Here is a 19871-nt window from a genome sequence, read left to right as displayed (position 1 = left end):
TTCTGGACGACTGCTTGGCTTGACGCTTTTACTCAGCAACCCGGTTTGGTCGCAAAGCCTGCCGCAGTTGTTGGAAGCGGCCACCGCCAGCCATCCCAGTGTGCGCAACCAACAGGCCCAGCAGCGTGCCGCCCTCAAAGGGGTGGACGCCGCCAAGTGGCAGTTTTTCCCGACACCTTCGCTGTCGGTGGAAGGCGTGAATGCTTCGAAAGACGATCCGAGCTATGCAGGTGATGCGCAAGTGACCTATTTGCGTCTGCAGCAACCTTTGTGGACCGGCGGGCGATTGACCAGCAACCAAGACAAAGCCCGCGTCAACCTGGACCTGGCCCAGGCCAACACCGTGGACACCCAGTTGCAACTGGCCTTGCGGGTGGTGCAGGCCTATGCCGATTGGACCACTGCTGATTTGAAAGTGAAGGCCTATCAAAGCAGCGTTGAAACCCATCAACTGCTGCTGGTGCAGGCCCGCAACCGGATTGCGGAAGGCGTGTCACCTGCCAGCGACTTGAACTTGGTGCAAGGCCGCGCAGATGCTGCTGCTGCCGAGCAGTCGGTGGCGGAGCTGCTGCGCCAACAAGCCTTGAACCGGTTGGTGGAGTTGACCGGCCAAAGCACGCTCAGCCAAGCCTCATTGCAAGCCCACAGCACCAAGGCACCATCATGGCCCACTGACTTGTCCAGCCTCACCGACCAAGCCTTGGCCAACCATCCAGGTGTTCGACGTGCGCAGTTGCAACGCCGTTTGGCCGAATTGACCATCAGCGAACGTCAGTCTGATTTGCAACCCGATGTGTTCATCCGCGCCGAGCGGCAGTGGGGCAACTATGCCTACAAAAACGCCAGCCCCGAAAACAGGCTGTTCATCGGTTTCAACAGCAAGCTGGGGGCAGGCCTGTCCAACTTCAGCAACCTGGAAGCGGCTTCGGAACAACTGACTGCCGCAGCCGCTGAAGTGGAATCACAAGAGCGCTTGGTGCGCGAGCAAGTGGCGGCCGAGATGGCACAAGCTCAATCATTCACACTGCGACTCCGCGCTTTAGACGGGGCCTTGGTTTCTGCCCGCACCGTGTTCGAGTCGTTTGGACGTCAATTCAATGCGGGGCGCAAGTCTTGGCTCGACTTGATGACGGCTGCCCGAGAACTCGCCAGCGCCGAGGTGCAAATGGCTGAACTCAGCGGCGCTGAACTCCTGACTGCATGGCGACTTCAATTGCTGACCCAAGGCTTGTCTTCCATGGCAACCACCTCCCCATGAGCACCTTGCCCCCCACGCTTCATGTGTGCTTGATGCGCATCGCCCAGTTGCAAATGCAACCGTTGGACCGCAACGCCTTGCAAGAGGCGGTGGAATCTGCATCGCAGCTGCACACCGAGCCACGGCCCTTGCTCAAGCAGCTGGCGCACAGAATGCATCTGCCCCAACCCAAGTGGGTGCGACAACCCGACCCATCGGCCATGCCCTTGTTGGCGCACCACGCCCAAATGGGATGGCTGGTGCTGCGCGGCCTGAATGCCCAGCAAGCGTGGGTGGTGGAAGTGCTGAACCCCGACAAGGGCGGCTTTGAAGAAAAAGCACTTCACGATTTGCAAGGCCTCACCATGGCCAAGTTGTCTTTGGCAGTGCCTTTTGAATCGTCCAACAGCCCGGTGTATCAATTGGTCAAGCGCGAACTGTTGAGCCACAAGCGGGTGTTGGCTGAAGCCGCCTTGGCCGGTTTGGTGCTGAACCTGATCACGCTGGCCGTGTCCTTCTACAGCATGCAGGTCTACGACCGCGTGGTGCCCACCGGCGCCAGCCAAACCCTGATGGTATTGACGCTGGGGGTGTTGGTGGCTGCCGTGTTTGAATTGACCATCAAGCACCTGCGCTCGCATTTGTACGCCCACTTGATTGACAACGTGGATCAGCGATTGTCGCGGGCCGTGTATTTGCGTTTCTTGAGCTTGCGGCTGGACCAACTGCCACGCAGTGTGGGCACCTTGGCGTCGCAACTTCGTGGCCACGAGTCGGTGCGCGGTTTCCTCACGACGATCACTTCGCAGTTGATGATTGATGCGCCGTTTGCCATTCTGTTCTTGCTGCTCTTGGGCATCATTGGCACCCCTTTCTTGGCGCTCATCCCCCTTGGTTTCCTGGTGGTGTCGGTGTCGGTGGGGCTTTTTTACCGCAAGCGGGTTGAAGAGTTGACCCGCAAAAGTGTGGCCTCGGCCAACCTGAAAACCGGCTTGTTGGTGGAAACCGTAGAAGGCGCGGAAACCATCAAGTCGGGCCAAGGCGGTTGGCGCATGCTCAGCCGTTGGATGCACACCAACGATGATGCCCGCAGCCAAGAACTGCAAATGCGCGACATCACCGAACGCAACCAACACCTCACCGCCTTCTTCCAGCAAGTGGCCTATGTGCTGCTGGTGGCCAGTGGTGCGCTGATGATCAGCCGAGGCGAGCTGAGCGTGGGTGCCCTGATTGCCTGTTCCATTTTGTCGGGTCGGGTCTTGCAACCCGTGGCCATGATCCCCGCACAACTGGTGCAATGGGCGTCTGTGAAAGCCTCGTTGCAAGCGCTGGACCGGATCTGGCAACTCGAGGACGACCACCATGGTGTGGAACATCCGCTGACTCCTGAAACCATCCAAGGCGGCTACAAGCTGGAGAAAATCAGTGTCTCCTATGGCGGCCCGGTGAAGGCGCTGGTCATCCCGCAATTACAGATTCAAGCTGGCGAAAAAGTGGGCATCTTGGGGCCCATTGGCGCGGGCAAAACCACCTTGCTGCGCTTGCTCTCGGGCATGTACAAACCGCAAGAAGGTCGGGTGCTGTTGGACCAACTGGACCTTGCCCACATCAGCAAACCGGTGCTGGCCGAGCACGTGGGCTTTTTGCAGCAAGAGGGGCGATTGTTTGCAGGGAGTTTGCGCGACAACCTGATCTTGGGGCTGTTGGACCCGGGTGACGACGCCATCTTGGCCGCTGCTGAAAAAACCGGTTTGCAACGTACCGTCATCAACGATCACCCGAAAGGCTTGATGCAAGAGATCACCGAAGGCGGCCAAGGCTTGTCAGCAGGGCAACGCCAGTTGGTGAATTTGACGCGCTTGTATTTGCGTGAACCCACGGTGTGGTTGTTGGATGAACCCACGGCCTCGATGGACCGACAAACCGAGGGCGTGGTGTTGCAAAGCCTGCGCCAAAGTTTGCAGCCGCAGCACACCTTGGTGGTGGTGACCCACAAGCCCGAGTTGCTGGTGCTGGTGAACCGACTCATTGTGGTGGCGCAACACCAGGTGGTGCTGGATGGGCCCCGCGACGAGGTGTTGGCACGTTTGAACAATCCCACGCCCACGAATCCAGGGGCCAAAGCATGAACCTGAACCATTGGGAAGACGATGCCCGCAAACCCTCATCCGCCTTGCTGTGGTGGTTGATCTTGGCTTTTGCTGCCTTTGTGGCTTGGGCTTCTTTCTTTGAAATCAACCACGCGGTGCGCACCACCGGCCAAGTGATTTCCAGCGCCCGCACCCAAGTGATTCAGGTGGCCGATGGCGGCGTCATTTCAGGTCTGCATGTGCAAGAAGGTCAGAGTGTGAAAGCTGGGCAACTTTTGGCCACGCTGGAAAAAGAACGCGCCCAGGCGGGTTTTGATGAAGGGCGTTCGCGCATCATGGCCTTGCGGGCCGCCTTGCTGCGCTTGCAAGCCGAGGTGCAAGGCACGGTGCCGCAGTTTGGCAAAGCCTTTGCCCCCTACCCCGGTATCGTGCAGGCGCAAATGGGTTTGTTCCAACAACGCCTGAACAGCATGAAGGCCGAGTTGGACACCTTGAACGACAGCTTGGTGTTGTCGCAACGCGAACTCGACATGAATCAAAAGCTGTTCAAAAGCGGCGATGTGAGCGAGGTGGATGTGCTGCGCTCCAAGCGGGCGGTGTCCGAGGTGGAAGGCCGGATGGTGGCGGTGCGCAACAAGTATTTGCAAGAAGCCCGCACCGACATGACCCGCACCGAAGAAGATCTGGCCAGCCAAGAACACAAGCTGTCTGAGCGTGAAAGCGTGCTGTCGCACACCGACATCACCGCGCCCATGGCTGGCATCGTCAAGTATTTGCGCGTGACCACCTTGGGTGGTGTGCTGCGCCCTGGCGACGAGCTCTTGCAAATTGCGCCCACCGGCGACGAGTTGATCATCGAGGGCAAGGTGACCCCCGCCGACATTGGGCAACTGCAAATGGGCCAAACCGCACAGGTGAAGATTGACGCGTTCGACGCCAGCATCTATGGCGGCTTGACAGGTGAGCTGATATTCATCAGCCCGGACACCTTGAACGAGACCGCGCCCAATGGTCAAAACATGTCGTATTTTCGGGTGCGGGTGAAAGTGCTGCCGCAGCAAAGCAACCCCAAGGCGGCGCAAATATTGGTGAAACCCGGCATGACTGCCAGCTTGGACATCATGGTGGGTGAGCGCACCGTCATGAACTATTTGCTCAAGCCCTTGGTGAAATCCTTCAGTGGGGCGATGACTGAGCGGTGAACGCTCGCCCGTTCATTTTTTCTGCTGCTACAGCACCACCAAGGTTTTGTTGGCAAGCAACTGATCCAGGGTCAGCGACGAGCCAAAGGGAAACAGGTTGTAATATGCCCAGGCGCCCGTCAGTTGAATGGTGAGTTCTGGTGAAGCAAAAGATGCTGCACCCTCAAGATCAACTTTCAGCAAGGCTGTGGTGGTCGATCCAGACTGTGTCAATTCCACATACTTGTTGATATTGGCGCTGAGGTTGTTGGCGATCACGCCATTGGCAGAGAAAGATTCAGCCAATAAACCGGTGAGGTCAATTTTGTCGCCTTGAACAAGGCTGAAGTCAGTCACTGTGTCAACATAAGGAGTTCTGACACCATTGACATCAGGAACCGAAGTTGATGAGGGCGCAAAGGCATCGCCCGCTTCCCACCTGAAGGTGTCTCCACCTGCATAAACGGTGCCGCCAAATGGGCCATGCTCTCCACCGGTCAATCTGTCATTTCCTTTGCCGCCAATCAACACATCGAAACCCATATTGCCGGATAGAGTGTCATTCCCAACCCCACCATTCAGGGTGTCATTCCCTTCACCTCCACTCAGAGTATCGTCCCCAGCCAAGCCCATCAAAATATCGTTACCCTGCAAACCTGAAAAATTATTGTTGCTGTCATCCCCCGTAAAGGGGGTTGGTATCGGTGCGACATGGATCACAAGGGTATTGGCATGGTCCGTATAGTTTGCTGAGGTGGGAGAGCCGCTACCCACTGCGCGAATAGCGTCACTCAGCCCTTCAGGAGTGCCGTCCAATGTGTAACGTTTGATCAGGTTGTCGTCGTTCGGGGTGGTCAGCCCTTTCATGTCTTGCTGAATTTCGGCTTGACTGCGCACGTCGTTGTAAATTCGGGCATCGTAGATGGACAGGTCGGCATAGGGATTAGGCCATGCACTTCGACCGATCCAGTTTTGTGATCGAGCATTGTTTCCAGAACCTCTGTCTAACGATTGACTATTGTGCAAGGTTCCCGTGCCCACTAGTTCTCCATTGATATAGACACGCATTTCTGCAACATCTATAACTGCTGCCACATGATTCCATTGATTAAGCGGGCGAGTACCGTATTCGACATTGCCGACAGCTCCTCCATTGTGAAGTCGAAAATAACTATTGGACAAAATAATATTGTTTGTATTCTGTCCGTTGCTCAAATCAAATATCCTGGCATGAACTTCATTGGCTGAAAAGTTCACCCATGCTTCCAAAGTGACTTGATTGCTGATTGAATTGATGGCGCCTAAATCAAGATAATCTGAGGAGCCATTGAGCGTCAGCGCTTTCACTGAACTGGTGTTTGCGCCGTTTTTGACCTTAAAGCCGATATTGGCAAAGTTCATTCCGCCAGCCGCACCATCCGGCGGCGAATACACCAGCGAGCCAGCGGCAATTTGTGTCCAGCTAATCTCCGTGCCCGCTGAGACTGAGGTGCCATTTAATAACAAGCTGCCAGTACTGCTCGAGGGAAGATAGCTCGTAGTCGGCAAGGACGTGATCACAATAGATGCAGTGGTGTCACCTTCGGCGTCACTCAAACCAAAGTCACTCACAGTCAATGCTTTTTTTCGACTTGATGAGGTAAGTGAATAGCTGATGGCGTTGTTGGTGACTATGGCATTTTCGTTGGCGCCTGTCACGTCCACGGTCAGCGTGTTGCTGCCACTCAGGCTGCCATCGCTGGCGGTGACGGTGAAGCTCTCGCTGGCGTTGCTGATCAAGGCATTGATGGCGGTGTTGTTCGGCACGTAGGCGTATGCACCGTTGGTGCTCCTGACGTACAAGGTGCCGTAGCTGCCGACTCTGCTCAGGTCGTAGGTCACACCGTTGATGGTTGTGCTACCGTTAGTGCCGCTGGTGATTCCGTAGGTGAGCGTGCTGCCTTCTGGGTCAGAGGCGCTCAGAGTACCAGTTTGGATAGTGAATGTGTCGGCTGCTGCCGTGTCGGTCAAGCTTAGGGGGTCCGGTGTAGTCAGCACCGGTGCATCGTTGATGCCGTTGATGTCAAACTTGATGCTCACTGTGGCTGTGGCTGCCGCAGCGTCTTTCACCTGAACTGTAAAACTGTCTGAGACTGTGGTGGGATTTGGCGAGTTGGTCAGGGCTTGGGTGGCTGCCTTGCTGTTGTCCAAGGCATAGCTCACCACATCGGTCGCCACCGTCAAGGTGGCCGTACCATAGGTGCCTGCCTTGGTATACGTGAGGCCGCTGTCGGCGGTACTCCAACCATTGGTGTCGTAGCTCAGACCGACTTCAACATCGCTTTTGCTCAGTTGAATGTTGGCGCTGGCGATGCCCGGCGTGTCGTTGGACGTACCAGAGGCTTCCACCAAGACCGCACTTGGCGCGCCCGCAGTCAGGGTGGGCAAATCGTTCACCGCAGCCACATTGGTTGTCACTTGGATGGCGGCTGACAACAATTGGCCATCAGAGGCCTTCACTTTGAAAGCGTTCAATTCACCGTTGGCATTGGTAGCCGCTTTCCATTGGAATGTGTCGCCCTCACCCCAAGTCGTCCCGCTGGTTGCATCTGTCCAGACTGAACCGTTCAATTTTTGCAAACTGCCTGAACTGATTTCATCAATGACAAAGGTGAGGCTCTGTGTTTCAACATCAGATTCATCGGCAGCAGTCGCCAGCATGGAGAAGGTGATTTCATTGTAAGTATCTTCTGTGAAATTTTGGAGTTTGGCCACCGACGTCAAGGTGGGCGCGTCATTCACAGGCGTCACATTGAAGGTGATAGTTTTGGCACTGCTGGTGTCTGCGCCGCTGTTGGCCGTGCCGCCATCGTCTTGCACAGCAAAGCTGAAACTCGTGTAGTCATTGCCATTGGCGTTGGCCGCAGGTGTGAACTTCAAGTTGCCTATATCGGTAGCCGCAATACGTTGGTTGACAACCACGGCTGTGAAATGATCATTGACGTCCTTCAAGGCGAGCACACCGGAGGAAGGCGTGCTTTTAATGATCACCGCATTCAAAACTTGAGGTTGTCCATTGGCATTGATTTCCCCATTGCCGTTGAAGCCGAAATCGGATGCACTGAATGTTCGGCTCGCATCCTCATTGATGGTGATGGTTTTGTCGTCGGCACTGGGCGCTTCATTCACATTGGTCACCGACAGCGTCACCGCTTGTTCGGAGGTGTTGACGCCGTCACTCACCTGCACCGTGAAGCTGTAACTGCTTTTGACTTCGTAATTCGGGCTGCTGTTGATTTGGACTTGGCCAGATTGGTTGATGACAAAGGCACTGGCGTCATCGCTCAACCCGGCTTTCAGTGAATACACCAAACTGCTTTGAGACAACGCATCCGTGGCTTTGGTGCTGTAGATGACGGTGTCAGCTGCGACGTTTTCCAGCACACTGGGACTGGCACCTCCACTGATCACAGGTGCCGTGTTGTCCACCTTGATCGACCCGGCAGACTTCGCAGATTTGTTACCCAAACTATCAATAGAGTAGGCTCTGTAAACGCCATCAACCAGCGTGTTCACGGCCACGGCTTGATTGGTGCCAGCCTGTGTCGAATCGAACGTGACTGAGGCGACCGCCGCTGATTGGACGCTGGCTGCATCTGAAATCGAAGCACCCTCTAGCACCAAATACACCGTGCCCGGTTCGTCCATGCTGACCGTTGCCAGTCCGTTGCTGCCCAATGTGGCTTGTGCCAAGGTGACCGAGGGCGCGTTCGAATCGGCACTCCAACGTTTGGCATTGGAATTCCCGTCTAGGTTCAAGTTGCCAGCATCATCTTGGAAAGTGCCATTGCCTACAGACACAGAAGCCATCCCCCTGAAACCGTCTTCAACGGTGAAAGTCGCTTCATACACAACAGGCGCGCCAGTTGCAGAGGTACGCGTCAAATCCTTCAATGTCCCACCCACAAGTGAGATGTCAGCGTCTGAGAAACTGCTGCCGGGGTCTTCGCTGAATGTGAACATCACCGTGTCCGAGGGATTGATCACATCCAATTGATCCAAGCTGCTGGTGATGCGAACGGTGGGAGCCACCGAGTCCACTTTGAAAGAACTGTTGGCCGCAGCAGCGGTGACAGCAAGCACCGCGTTGTTGCCTGTCGCATCTTTCAATGCGCTGCCGCTGGGCAAGTTCAAAGCATTTGTACTGTAGGCGATGCCATTGCTTGAATTGTCATCCACTGACAAAACGGTGTACTTGAACACCAAGGTTTTGTCTTTACTCTCGCTAGTGACATAAGTGGCTTGCCGGGTTTGCCCATTGCCAAAATTCAGCGCAAATTGGGGCGTACCAGTCACAAGCACATCCTCACTCATTTCAACAGTGGCCGTGATGACATCACCCGCCTTGTAAACACCCGCTGTGCTGGGTTTGCCACTCAGAATCACGCTGGTAACGCTTGGCGCTTTGGTGTCAATCAATTGGCTGGCCAATTGGTTGGCGTTGGCCAGGGCATTGCCTGCCGCATCTTTAAGCGTGCCGCCCACCAAATTCAATTCGACCAACTCATGTTGTTGGTCGCTGGCAGGCCTGACCACCACCGTCAGTTGGTTGGTGTTGGTGCCTGAAGTGGGCGTGACGGATGACACTGTGGCGTTGCTGGCTGTGAAGTTGCTTGTCGACCAGGTGCCGCTGATGGCCTCACTCAAGGTCACCACAAAGCTGATGTCGGTATTGGTGGCCAAGAGGGATTGGCCTGTCACGCCTGTGACGGTGGGTGCCACCGTGTCCACACGGATCGTCTTGTTGTCAGTCAAGGCCACCTCACCTGCATATCCCGCATTACCGGCAGCGTCTGCCCAAGCCCCAATGTTGAAGCTCACTGTGCCATTGTTGAGATTGGCCCCAGGCTTGAACACCGTGGTGTATTCGGTGCCAGAAACATTGGTCCATAGCGTGTCTGTTGTGCCAGTCTGTGTTTGAACACTGCCCGAACTGACCGTGAGATTGGGCAACGTCGCTGGTGTTTCACTGAACCTGGCCGTGATGGTGGCCGTTTCGCCGAGCGCCAACAAGGTGTCGGTACCCGCATAGGACAGGCTCAGGGTTGGTGCCGTGGTGTCAACCAAAACAGTGCTGGTGATGCTTGAATGCGTCAGTACCGCACGGTTGCCAGCGTTGTCTTGGATGATGCCAGTGCCCAGGCTCAGTTTGTCCTGCGCAACCGCGATGCCATCTGTGTCGTTGTCGCCCGCTTGCACCGTGTAGCGCCAAATCTGCACCGTGCCGTCGGAATTTGCTTTGGCTTGCTTGTAAATGGCTGAACGTTCAACACCCCCTATTTGCAGTTTCAACACTGGTGAACCGCTGACTGTCACGGCTTCGCTGAAGGTCACTTCAATGTCCACAGACTCACCCGCCTTGAGCGGTTTGTTGAGCCCGTTGACCAACACCATGCTTTGAATAATGGGTGACGAGGTATCGAAGGTGATCGGGGGCGGTGTGCCCTGCGTACTTCCAGCGTTGCCCGCCAGGTCAGTCCAAGCACCAACCGTCCAGCCGACGCTGCCATTGCTGTCTGCGGGCGCGGTGTACGTGGCCGAATAACGCAAGCCGTTGGAGCCCACTTCTTCAACCCATGTCGAGAGTGTGCCTGTGCTGGGCGTCAAGGTCGGTGGCACCAACACCCGCTCACTCAAAGTGAGCTTCACAGTGGCAGTTGCTTTCTCTTTGTTGAGTAGAAGTTGACTGTTGTCAATACTGAATGAAAGCGTCGGTGCTGTTTGGTCGACGCTGAAATTCAAGGTTTGTGCAGAATTGTTGCCAGCCTTGTCTGCGGCCTCAACGCGCAGGCTGTAGTTGCCATCGGTCAAACTGCTCAGGTCACCGGCGAGGCTGCCCGTGTTTTGCAGGCTGACAGGGTTCGTGGTGACTTCCGTCTGTCCTTTGAACAAACGCACACTGACGGTGTCCAAGCCAGAGACGCCATCTGAAACTTGCAAACCAGTTTGCCAACTGCTTGTTTCCGTGCTGCTCAGGTTCACATCTGCAGGCTGGGTGATGGCAACACTGGGGCCTTCTTTGTCCAGCAAAAAATCCTTGGTGATGCTGTTGCTTTTGCCGTATAGGCTGTTAAAGGATGCTGTGAGCGTGTGGGTACCCGACGTCAGGTCAGCCGCTTCATCGGCCGTCAAGACGACCGACCATTCACCACTGCTATTGACTTGAAGATTCCAAGTTTTGGTCGTCCCCAACTTCAGTGTCATGGTGCGATTTGATGCCATGTTCAAGGTGTCACCAGGCTTGTAGTCGGTGACTGTGCCCTTGAGCAAGACGCCATCAGCAAGCTCCGTGGCATTGACCTGGTTATCTGCCTCCACGTCCTCTACGGTCAGCACAGGAGGCGCTTTTTTCAGGGCAACTTCAGACTCGCTCTTGTCTTGCAGCAATTCGTAGCCAATGGATTTGACGGAGACCTCTACATCCAATATGCAATCGCTGATGATGAAAGCATCCAATTGACCATCGATGTCTTTGTTTTCAGACAAGTCAAGTGACCATTGTTGTTTCTCGCGGTCATATGACAGGGGGCCATTACTATTGAGATTCTCTTTCAATGTCAGCGTGAAAGTGCGATTCAACACCTTCACCGTCAAAACGTCTGCGTTTTCCAAGGCTCCGTATTTCTTTTGGCCGTTGTCATCGACACCGACCTCTTTCAGGGCTGTGCCTTTGATGGTGGGTGTGTAGGTGTTGGTCTGCAGCAGTTGGATGGTGGGAATGTCAGGGGGGTAGAGCTTGACCAACAAACTGGCTGTCACAGGTTCGGCAGTATTGCCCGCCGCATCACTCACCCGCACGGTCATGTCATAGCTGTTGCCATGCACCAGGCCACTGAGAACGGCTTCCACATCATTGTTGGTGCTTTGTGTCACGGTCCACACATTGGGCCCGTCAAGCACCTCAGTGACGATGCCTGTGAAGCTGTGGCTGTTCAAAATGAATTCAAGACTCTGACCTGCTTCGGCATTGGTGGTGCCTGACAACGACCAATCGGTGGTGCTCAACTGAATGGCGTTGAGCTCGAACAAGTTCAAGACATTGTCAACCTTGGCCCCGATCACATTTAGGGACCAACCAGTGAGGTCGGTCGGCATGGTGTCAGTTGGCAGTGTCAGTGTGGGTGCAATGGTGTCGATGCGAATCGCTTTGGTCATTTCGCTCGACACATTGCCAGCTGTGTCTGTAACCACCACGGTGAGGTTTTGCGAATCTTCGCCAACAGGTATTTGAGAGGTGTCCAATTTCAAGGTCCATTGGCCCTTGCTTGTCACCATGGTGTGCAACGTCAATCCATTGAAAGTGATCATCACGTCATCGTCTTCTTGGGCACCCGTTGCTGTGCCGCTGATCAGAACCCCGTCATTTCGCTCTTGTAGGTTGATGACGTCATCTCCCCCGACTTTGTTGAGAAGGAGCGAGGGCTGCGTCTTGTCGATCAACCAGTCTTTGACGGATTGATTGATTGCAGACAAATTGCCCGCACGATCTTGTTGACGCACTTGAATGGCACCGAGAACATGGTCACCTTCGGCCAAGGTGAATTGGTTGTTGCTGCCGGTCAGCCATTTTTTGCCACCATCCACGCTGTATTGCCAGGTGGCGTTGTCCTCGATACCCGTGACGGTGACCACCCCGTTGTTTGTGATGCCATCGGCACTGGAGCGTCCCGAATCGGTGAACGTCAACTGCGGCGCTGGGGGTGGCAAGGTATCCACACCGATGGTGGGCAAGTTTCCACTTTGACCCAGGTTGCCTGCGTCGTCCTGCCATGCGCCAATTGAAAAAACCACTTCCCCTTCCAAATCAACGGCGGGTGTGAAATTGGCTGTGAATTGTTTGGGGTCACTGCCGTCCACTGTCCATGCGCTGATGGAGCCCGCCGAAGTGGTTCCCATCATCGCGCTGATGATCGGTTCCTGCGTTGGGACTTCACTGAAGCTGAGCGTCAAGGTGGCGGTTTCTCCCACCTTCAATTTGGCCTTGTCACTGCTGATGCTGACGATGGGTGAGGTGTTGTCAATCGTCCAAGCTTTCGAAGAAGCCGTGATGGCCGACACATTCCCCACAGCATCGGTTTGACGAACTTGCACAGCCCCTTGGGCATAGGTGTTTTCAGTCCCCAGAACAAAGCCTGGGCCTGCGTTGTTGGGCATGTCGCTGCCAAGGGTCCAAGCGTCCTTGGTGTTCAAACGGTATTCCCACTTGGCACCTGCTTCCACGCCTGTGACCTTGACCGCGGTGGGCTTCGTCAAACCATCGGTGTTGCTGATACCTTCATCTTGCAGTTGCAAACCCGGCGCTTCAGGGGCCGTGTTGTCCAACCGAAAGACTGAAGTGGCAAGCCCCGCTGGCGCGGTAGTTTCAAACGACAAGCCTGATGTTTGGCCCACCAAGGTACCGCCATTCAAATTCAGGCTCGTCACCGTCAATTGATTGCCGTCCAGCACTTGCGTGGATTTGGCAGGTGCTGTGAATTCAAAAGTCCATTCGTCTCCAGCGGCATTGTGGCCTTTGTTCGTGCCTTGTAAATTGTCACCATTGAAGTTGATATTCAACACAGGACTGCCATTGCCACCCAGTGTCAGCGCCTCGGTGGTTTTCAAGATCACTTGAAACCTGTCCCCAGCTTTCACCAAGGTCTTGCTATTGGGTGCAGGTGACAAAGATTGCATGCCGGGCGCGTTCATGACCGACATCTTGAATGATTGGCTCACACTTAAACCACCCGCATCGGTGGCGGTCACTGTGACGTTGGTGGCGTCACGCAACGTGTTGGGTGTGCCTGAAAGCTGACCATTGCTTGCATTGATGCTCAAACCTTGCGGCAAACTTGTGGCTGTGAAGGTCAAGGGGTCGTTGGCATCCACATTGCCAAATACATTCGAGAGATTCAAGTTGAAATCGCGGCCCTTGGCGATGATCTGATCTGTGATGGTTGCTTTGACCGTGGGTGCCTCATTCACATCGCCCAAGTTCACCGTGATCTCTTGATCGACAAACTCGTTTTGAGCGTCTTTCATGCGAACAGTCACTTGCCACGTTTTAACCTGCGCATTCGCTTCAAAATCAACATCATTCTTGAAACTCAATTTGCCATCAGCACTCAGTTTGAAGAGGTCTGCATGGATGTTGTTGGCACTGCTGACCAAAGACCATGTCAAATTGGCCAGTTCTGGCATTCCCAAGGTCACACTTTCTTGCGCTGGATTCAACACCTCGTTGGTGTCAGCGTAAACAAAGCTGGCTGGCTTTTCGTCGATGCGCACCGTTTTGGCCATCACCGACTGCACTTGGTAAAGCGCTTCTTGGCTGAAACTTTTCACCACCCCTTTGATGATGGCATTCGCATGGGATGAGTCTTTACCAGCTTGGGGGTCGTTTTTATTGATCAACAACGCCGCTTTGGCCCCGTCTTCTTCGACAAAGGCATCGTTCAACATGCCCAACAATGACTTGTTGGCATTGTTTTTGGACTCTAGGGCGCGAAATGCATTGCTTTGGGTACTGCCCCCGGTCTTGGCCCAATTTTGAGCAGCCACTTTTTCAGAGGCTGCTTGCGCAGCCATCAAACCTTTCAAAATGTCTACACGGCTGCTGTTGTTTGCTTGCGTGCTCATGCTGTTCAACAGCATCTGATCCACTTCGGCTTTGTTGGCCGCAAATGTTTGAAGCGTGTCGATGACGGGGTTGTCTGGCTTGTCGATGGCCAGGCTCAGGGCATCGGCAAATACCCTGTCGGTGGCTAGGCGATTGGCCTTGGTCATCAAAGCTTCTTTGACCAAGGCTTGCTTTTGACTTGCACTGCCGCTGAATTCCAGGGCGGCTGCCAGCATGTCGCTGACGACTTGGTCGCCTTGCACTTGCGTGGCTTCGGTGGCCAAAGCCTTCATCCAAGCTGCTTGCTTGGCTGTGTTGTTGGGGTCGGCCAAATGGTTTTGTTTGCGCAACCCCAGCAGTTGCCATGCGCTCAAGTCCACGGCAGCTTGGTCGGCGCTGCTGGTTTCAACCAAACTGGTGATGGATTTGAGATTGCTCACCTCCGCTTGTGCAGCCGCCAGTTCAGAGCTGCTGGTCGTCGGTTTGGCCTTGAGATTGCTCAAATTTTTCTGAGCCGCTGTGAGTTGCGTCAACGATGCTTGCCACGCTTTCGCGGTGGTGGTGTCAGCTTGCAGCCCATCTGACAACAGTTCTAAATTGTCACCAAGTCGCGCCAGTGCTGCTGGATTTTGCCCATCGGCCCAGTCAGCCGCCATGTCGTCTTGCTTCAAGCCTTGCAGTTCAATCCGGTCCAGCGCGGTTTGCGCTTGCTGCTTCAAGCTGGAAAGCGCTTGGTCGTAAGACGCTTGCGCCCTGGCAATCGTGGCCACACTCAGCTTGGTGTTGCCCAGCATTTGTTCGGAAAGCTTTGCTTGGTCCAAGGCTTTGTTGAACGCCTGCCCCAAAGCGTTGTCAAAGCTGCCCTTGTTGGCATTCAAGGTTTCAAAAAATACAAGGTTGGCGTTCAAGCTGCTGTTGTTCACCCACGCATTGCTCAGGGTGTCCCAGTCGGTGGTTTGCTTTTGGAGTGCTGTCTTGGCTGCGTTCAGCAGCTTCGTCAAGTCAGGGCCCAGCAGGTCGTCGGCTTTGAGCATGTTGGCAATCAAGACACTGCTGTAAGCCTTGGTCGCCGCGGTTTTCACCGTTTGCAGGGCGGGCATGCTGGAGAAGGAAATACCTTGCGCGGTTTCAGCCTCGGCCATGCCTTGCGCCATCAGCACTTGCGCCGCGCTGCCAGCGTCCGCATTGAAACTGGGGTTGCCACTGGCGTCCACCCGGATGCCTGCAGCCATGGTGGCAATCACATTCGACAAATCCCCTGCATGTGACAACGCAGCCAAGACGCGTCCATAGTCGTTCATACCGGTATTCACATTGCCATTCGCATCCGTGATGGGCGTCACGGATGCGCTCGTCACATCCACGTTGTCGCCCAAGCCCAGCACCTTGGCCAAGGCTTTGTTGGTGTTGGCCACGGCTGTGGGGGTGAGTGTGGCTTCGGTATAGCCCGCTGCTGCAGCTTGCGCCGCCGATTTGCCCGTGGCGATGGTGGCGGCAATTTCAGTCAAGGGCGTCACGTTCGCCGTCACGGCCCCACCCGTGGCACCAAGCACTGCGATGGAGCGCAAGTCCACTGACAAGTCCACCAAGCCACCGGCCTCGTCCATGTAGTCCATGCCGGGGTTGTCGGGGTCGGCATCCACATCCTGAATGACCAAGATGACCACGCCCACGAACGTGGTGGTGAAGCTGTAGCTGCCGTCATCAGCCACCTTCACATCTTCCAGCAAGGCACCTGTGTCGGCACGGTACACCTTCATGTGCAGCCCGTTGCCGGCCACGGCCGGACCAGCTGTGAACGCACCGCTGCCAACGGTAGGAGGGACTGTATCCACCGCTACGCTGGCCACGCTGGTGGAGCTGCCTGCGTTGCCCGCCGCATCGGCCCAAGCACCCAAACTAAAGGCCGTGGTGCCTTTGGTGTTGGTTCTGGGGGTGAAGGTGGCTGTGTAGGTTTTGAGGTCGGCACTGGCCGTCCACGCCGAGAAGCTGCCCACAGCACTGTCCACGCTGGGCAACTGTGCCGGCGCTTCACTAAAGACCAAGGTAATGGTCGCCGTCTCACCCACTTTCAGAGTCGCGCTGCTGCTGCTCAAACTCACCGCCGGAGCAGTGTTGTCGATGGTCCACGCCAAGGCCGACAACACCGTGCCCGAAGGATTGCCCGCCGCATCGGTTTGCCTCACCTGTACCGCGCCCAAAGCGTAGCGGACGTTAGCAGCCAACATAAAGCCCGGCCCCGCATTACCGGGCAAGTTGCTGCCACCCTGCCAGGTGACGCCCCCGTCCAAGCTGTATTCCCAGCTCGCCCCAGTTTCAAGACCGATGACCGTCACCATCGTGGCGCTACTCACCCCATCGTTGGCATCGCTGCCAGTGTCCACCCAATGCAAGCTCGGTGTGGCCGGAGCGGCAGTATCCACCGCTACGCTGGCCACGCTGGTGGAGCTGCCTGCGTTGCCCGCCGCATCGGCCCAAGCACCCAAACTAAAGGCCGTGGTGCCTTTGGTGTTGGTTCTGGGGGTGAAGGTGGCTGTGTAGGTTTTGAGGTCGGCACTGGCCGTCCACGCCGAGAAGCTGCCCACAGCACTGTCCACGCTGGGCAACTGTGCCGGCGCTTCACTAAAGACCAAGGTAATGGTCGCCGTCTCACCCACTTTCAGAGTCGCGCTGCTGCTGCTCAAACTCACCGCCGGAGCAGTGTTGTCGATGGTCCACGCCAAGGCCGACAACACCGTGCCCGAAGGATTGCCCGCCGCATCGGTTTGCCTCACCTGTACCGCGCCCAAAGCGTAGCGGACGTTAGCAGCCAACATAAAGCCCGGCCCCGCATTACCGGGCAAGTTGCTGCCACCCTGCCAGGTGACGCCCCCGTCCAAGCTGTATTCCCAGCTCGCCCCAGTTTCAAGACCGATGACCGTCACCATCGTGGCGCTACTCACCCCATCGTTGGCATCGCTGCCAGTGTCCACCCAATGCAAGCTCGGTGTGGCCGGACGAATTGAATCGCTGTCGGGACCAACTGCGCCAGGAACCACCGACACCTTGTTGTTCACATGGCTGGCAATGGTGCTCATGCCCAACAACAAACCTACAGCGCCCAAACCCATGCCGGACACGGAGCCTGTCACCGTTGTGCTGACAGCACCTGAAGTTGTGGCACTGGCTGCGCCAGTGGCGGCATCTGTCATGGCGGCATCTGTCATGGTGGCATTGGCCATGGATTCATGACCACTGGCTTGCGCCCACAAATCGCTTTCGCGCCAACTCTTTGGGCTGACGTCCAATTCTGACAAGTCAAAGGTGTTCTCAGTGTCCCAAGCTTCTTCAGTCAGCAAGTATGTAGCCGTGTGCTCTTCAGGATTCGTCAGCTGATCAGCCGTTAACGCCACATCCAGGCTGCCCAGTTGTAGGTCGTTCAATGATTCAACACCATCTTTTGGTGTAAAAAAGGCAGGCAAGACCAAGACCAACTTGCCATCCACCCAAACTTCCAAGGCTTGGCCTTTGCGCCGAATCTGCTGACCCGGCACAGGGCGCTTGGTGGCGGCATCCAGCAACACATAGCGCGGCTGCAACGCTGGCACGCCCTGACCAGTATCTTCCAGTTCGGTTGAACCTGGAACCCGCGCTTGTTGTTTTTCCAAACCCAGCAAATATGCCATGACCACCCTAAGAATCAACCATCAACATCCCACCGAAATGGGCTCTATCGAATGTGGATTCGGCAGACCTGCAAAAAATTCAAACAAACCTGAAGTTTGTTGTAAATATTGAATTTTTTGTTTATGTTGATTTACTGACTGATTCTAAAAATTTGCAGTGGTCATCAGGGCTAATTCAGAGGGAGAAACCGGTAATAAGTGCCAGTATTAAGCGAGGTTTTTCAGCGGTAATAAACCTCAACCCGGCCTTTCAACGTCAGCAACAAAGGTTTACCTTTTCGATCGACCGTTTTGCCAGCAGGGACTTTGATCCAGCCTTCACTGATGCAGTACTCCTCGACGTCATGGCGTTCTTTGTCGTTGAATCGAATGCCGATGTCATGTTGAAAAATGGCGGGCAAATAATGCGGGCTGCGAGCATCGATGGACAAACGGTCGGGCAGTTCGGGGCGGGTGCTGGATTCAGTCATGATGTTGGCTTCAAAGTGCTTGAAAAGGTGCATTCTCGGTGAACTCTTAGAATCCTTGGATGTCAGAAAACACACCCTCCCCCGCTCCCCAAGACGACAACCAACTGATTGCCGAACGCCGCGACAAACTGAAGAACATGCGCCAACGGCAAGCGCTTGGCGGCCCAGTCGCTTTCCCCAACGATTTCAAACCCGCCCACCATGCCGAACCCTTGCACACCGCCCATGGTGCCAAGACGGCCGAGGTCTTGGTCGAGGAAAAGCACGCCGTTCGCATCGCTGGTCGCATGGTCCTGAAGCGGGTCATGGGCAAGGCCAGTTTCGCCACCTTGCAAGACAGCACGGGCCGGATGCAGGTGTATGTCAAGGGCGAAGACATCGGCCTGGAACTTTACGAAGACTTCAAACACTGGGATTTGGGCGACATCGTCGGTGCCGAAGGCCACCTGTTCAAAACCAAAACCGGCGAGTTGTCGGTGCACGTCACCAGCATCCGCATGCTGACCAAAAGCCTGCGCCCCTTGCCCGACAAATTCCACGGTGTGCACGACCAAGAAATCAAATACCGCCAGCGCTATGTCGATCTGATCACCGATGAAACCTCGCGCCAGCGTTTCATCGCTCGCAGCAAAGCGGTCAGTGGCATCCGCGAATTCATGGTGCACCACGGTTTCTTGGAAGTCGAAACACCCATGCTGCACCCTATTCCAGGTGGCGCAAACGCCCGACCCTTTGAAACGCACCACAACGCCCTGGACCAGCAAATGTTCCTGCGCATCGCCCCCGAGCTCTACCTGAAACGCTTGTTGGTGGGCGGCTTCGAGCGGGTGTTCGAGATCAACCGCAATTTCCGCAACGAAGGTATTTCGGTGCGCCACAACCCCGAATTCACCATGATGGAGTTCTACGCGGCCTACTGGAACTACCAAAACCTGATGCAGTTCACCGAAAGCCTGATTCGTGACGCCGCCGAAAAAGCGGTGGGCACCTTGCTTCTCACCTATGACGGCAAACCCGTCGACCTGTCCAAGCCCTTCGCCCGCCTGACCATCCGCGAAGCCATCATCCAACACACCGAAGCGGGTGACCATGTGGACGACAGCGCATGGCTGATCAACGCTTTGAAAAAGCTTGGCCACTCGGAAGAAAAACACAAACTCTCTGGCCGCAGTTTGGCCGGTTTGCAGGTGCTGTACTTTGAAGAAACCGTGGAAGACAAGCTGTGGGAGCCCACCTTCATCTGTGAGCACCCGGTGGAAATTTCACCCTTGGCTCGTGCCAGCGACAGCCATCCTGAGGTGACTGAACGTTTCGAGCTCTACATCACCGGCCGAGAATTTGGCAATGGTTTCAGCGAGTTGAACGACGCCGAAGACCAAGCGGCACGTTTTCATGCGCAGGTGAACGCCAAAGACAGCGGCGACGATGAAGCCATGTTTTATGACCACGATTTTGTGCGGGCCTTGGAATACGGGATGCCGCCAGCCGCTGGCTGTGGCATTGGCATGGACCGTTTGATGATGCTTTTGACAGACAGCCCCAGCATCCGGGACGTGATTTTGTTCCCGGCATTGCGCCGAGAACATTGAAA

Annotated in this window: 6 protein-coding genes; 4 read left to right on the top strand and 2 right to left on the bottom strand. The window is 55.5% G+C overall.

Annotated features, from left to right (window positions below; translation table 11 throughout):
* Positions 1–19 precede the first annotated feature (19 nt).
* Genes AC8GFP_RS05825 through AC8GFP_RS05815 form a run of 3 tightly spaced genes read left to right on the top strand, consistent with a single transcriptional unit; the run spans position 20 to position 4529 of the window.
* Positions 20–1258, top strand: a complete 1239-nt coding sequence (locus tag AC8GFP_RS05825; protein WP_506611183.1) for a TolC family protein — start codon at positions 20–22, stop codon at positions 1256–1258.
* On the top strand, positions 1255–3366 hold the full coding sequence (locus AC8GFP_RS05820; RefSeq protein WP_506611181.1) for an ATP-binding cassette domain-containing protein: 2112 nt from the start codon (positions 1255–1257) through the stop codon (positions 3364–3366). Before AC8GFP_RS05825 ends, AC8GFP_RS05820 begins: the two co-directional genes overlap by 4 nt.
* Positions 3363–4529 carry a beta-barrel domain-containing protein gene (locus AC8GFP_RS05815; RefSeq protein WP_506611179.1) on the top strand — a complete coding sequence of 389 codons (1167 nt, stop codon included), beginning with the start codon at positions 3363–3365 and terminating at the stop codon, positions 4527–4529. Before AC8GFP_RS05820 ends, AC8GFP_RS05815 begins: the two co-directional genes overlap by 4 nt.
* A gap of 27 nt (positions 4530–4556) precedes the next feature.
* On the opposite strand, the gene AC8GFP_RS05810 is transcribed toward AC8GFP_RS05815, so the two are convergent.
* Both AC8GFP_RS05810 and AC8GFP_RS05805 read right to left on the bottom strand, forming a co-directional pair.
* On the bottom strand, positions 4557–17810 hold the full coding sequence (locus tag AC8GFP_RS05810; RefSeq protein WP_506611178.1) for an Ig-like domain-containing protein: 13254 nt from the start codon (positions 17808–17810) through the stop codon (positions 4557–4559).
* A gap of 221 nt (positions 17811–18031) precedes the next feature.
* On the bottom strand, positions 18032–18280 hold the full coding sequence (locus AC8GFP_RS05805) for a DUF3297 family protein (protein WP_506611176.1): 249 nt from the start codon (positions 18278–18280) through the stop codon (positions 18032–18034).
* A gap of 59 nt (positions 18281–18339) precedes the next feature.
* Here AC8GFP_RS05805 and lysS point away from each other — a divergent pair, with 59 nt between their 5' ends.
* Positions 18340–19869: a lysine--tRNA ligase gene (lysS, locus tag AC8GFP_RS05800; RefSeq protein ID WP_506611174.1), complete on the top strand. Its 1530-nt coding sequence runs from the start codon at positions 18340–18342 to the stop codon at positions 19867–19869.
* Positions 19870–19871 lie beyond the last annotated feature (2 nt).

Source organism: Limnohabitans simekii (SeqCode) (genome assembly GCF_965234735.1).
Taxonomy (GTDB): Bacteria; Pseudomonadota; Gammaproteobacteria; order Burkholderiales; family Burkholderiaceae_C; genus Limnohabitans; species Limnohabitans simekii.
Note: the sequence above shows the minus strand (reverse complement) of the source record. Positions and strands in the feature narration are given on the sequence as shown.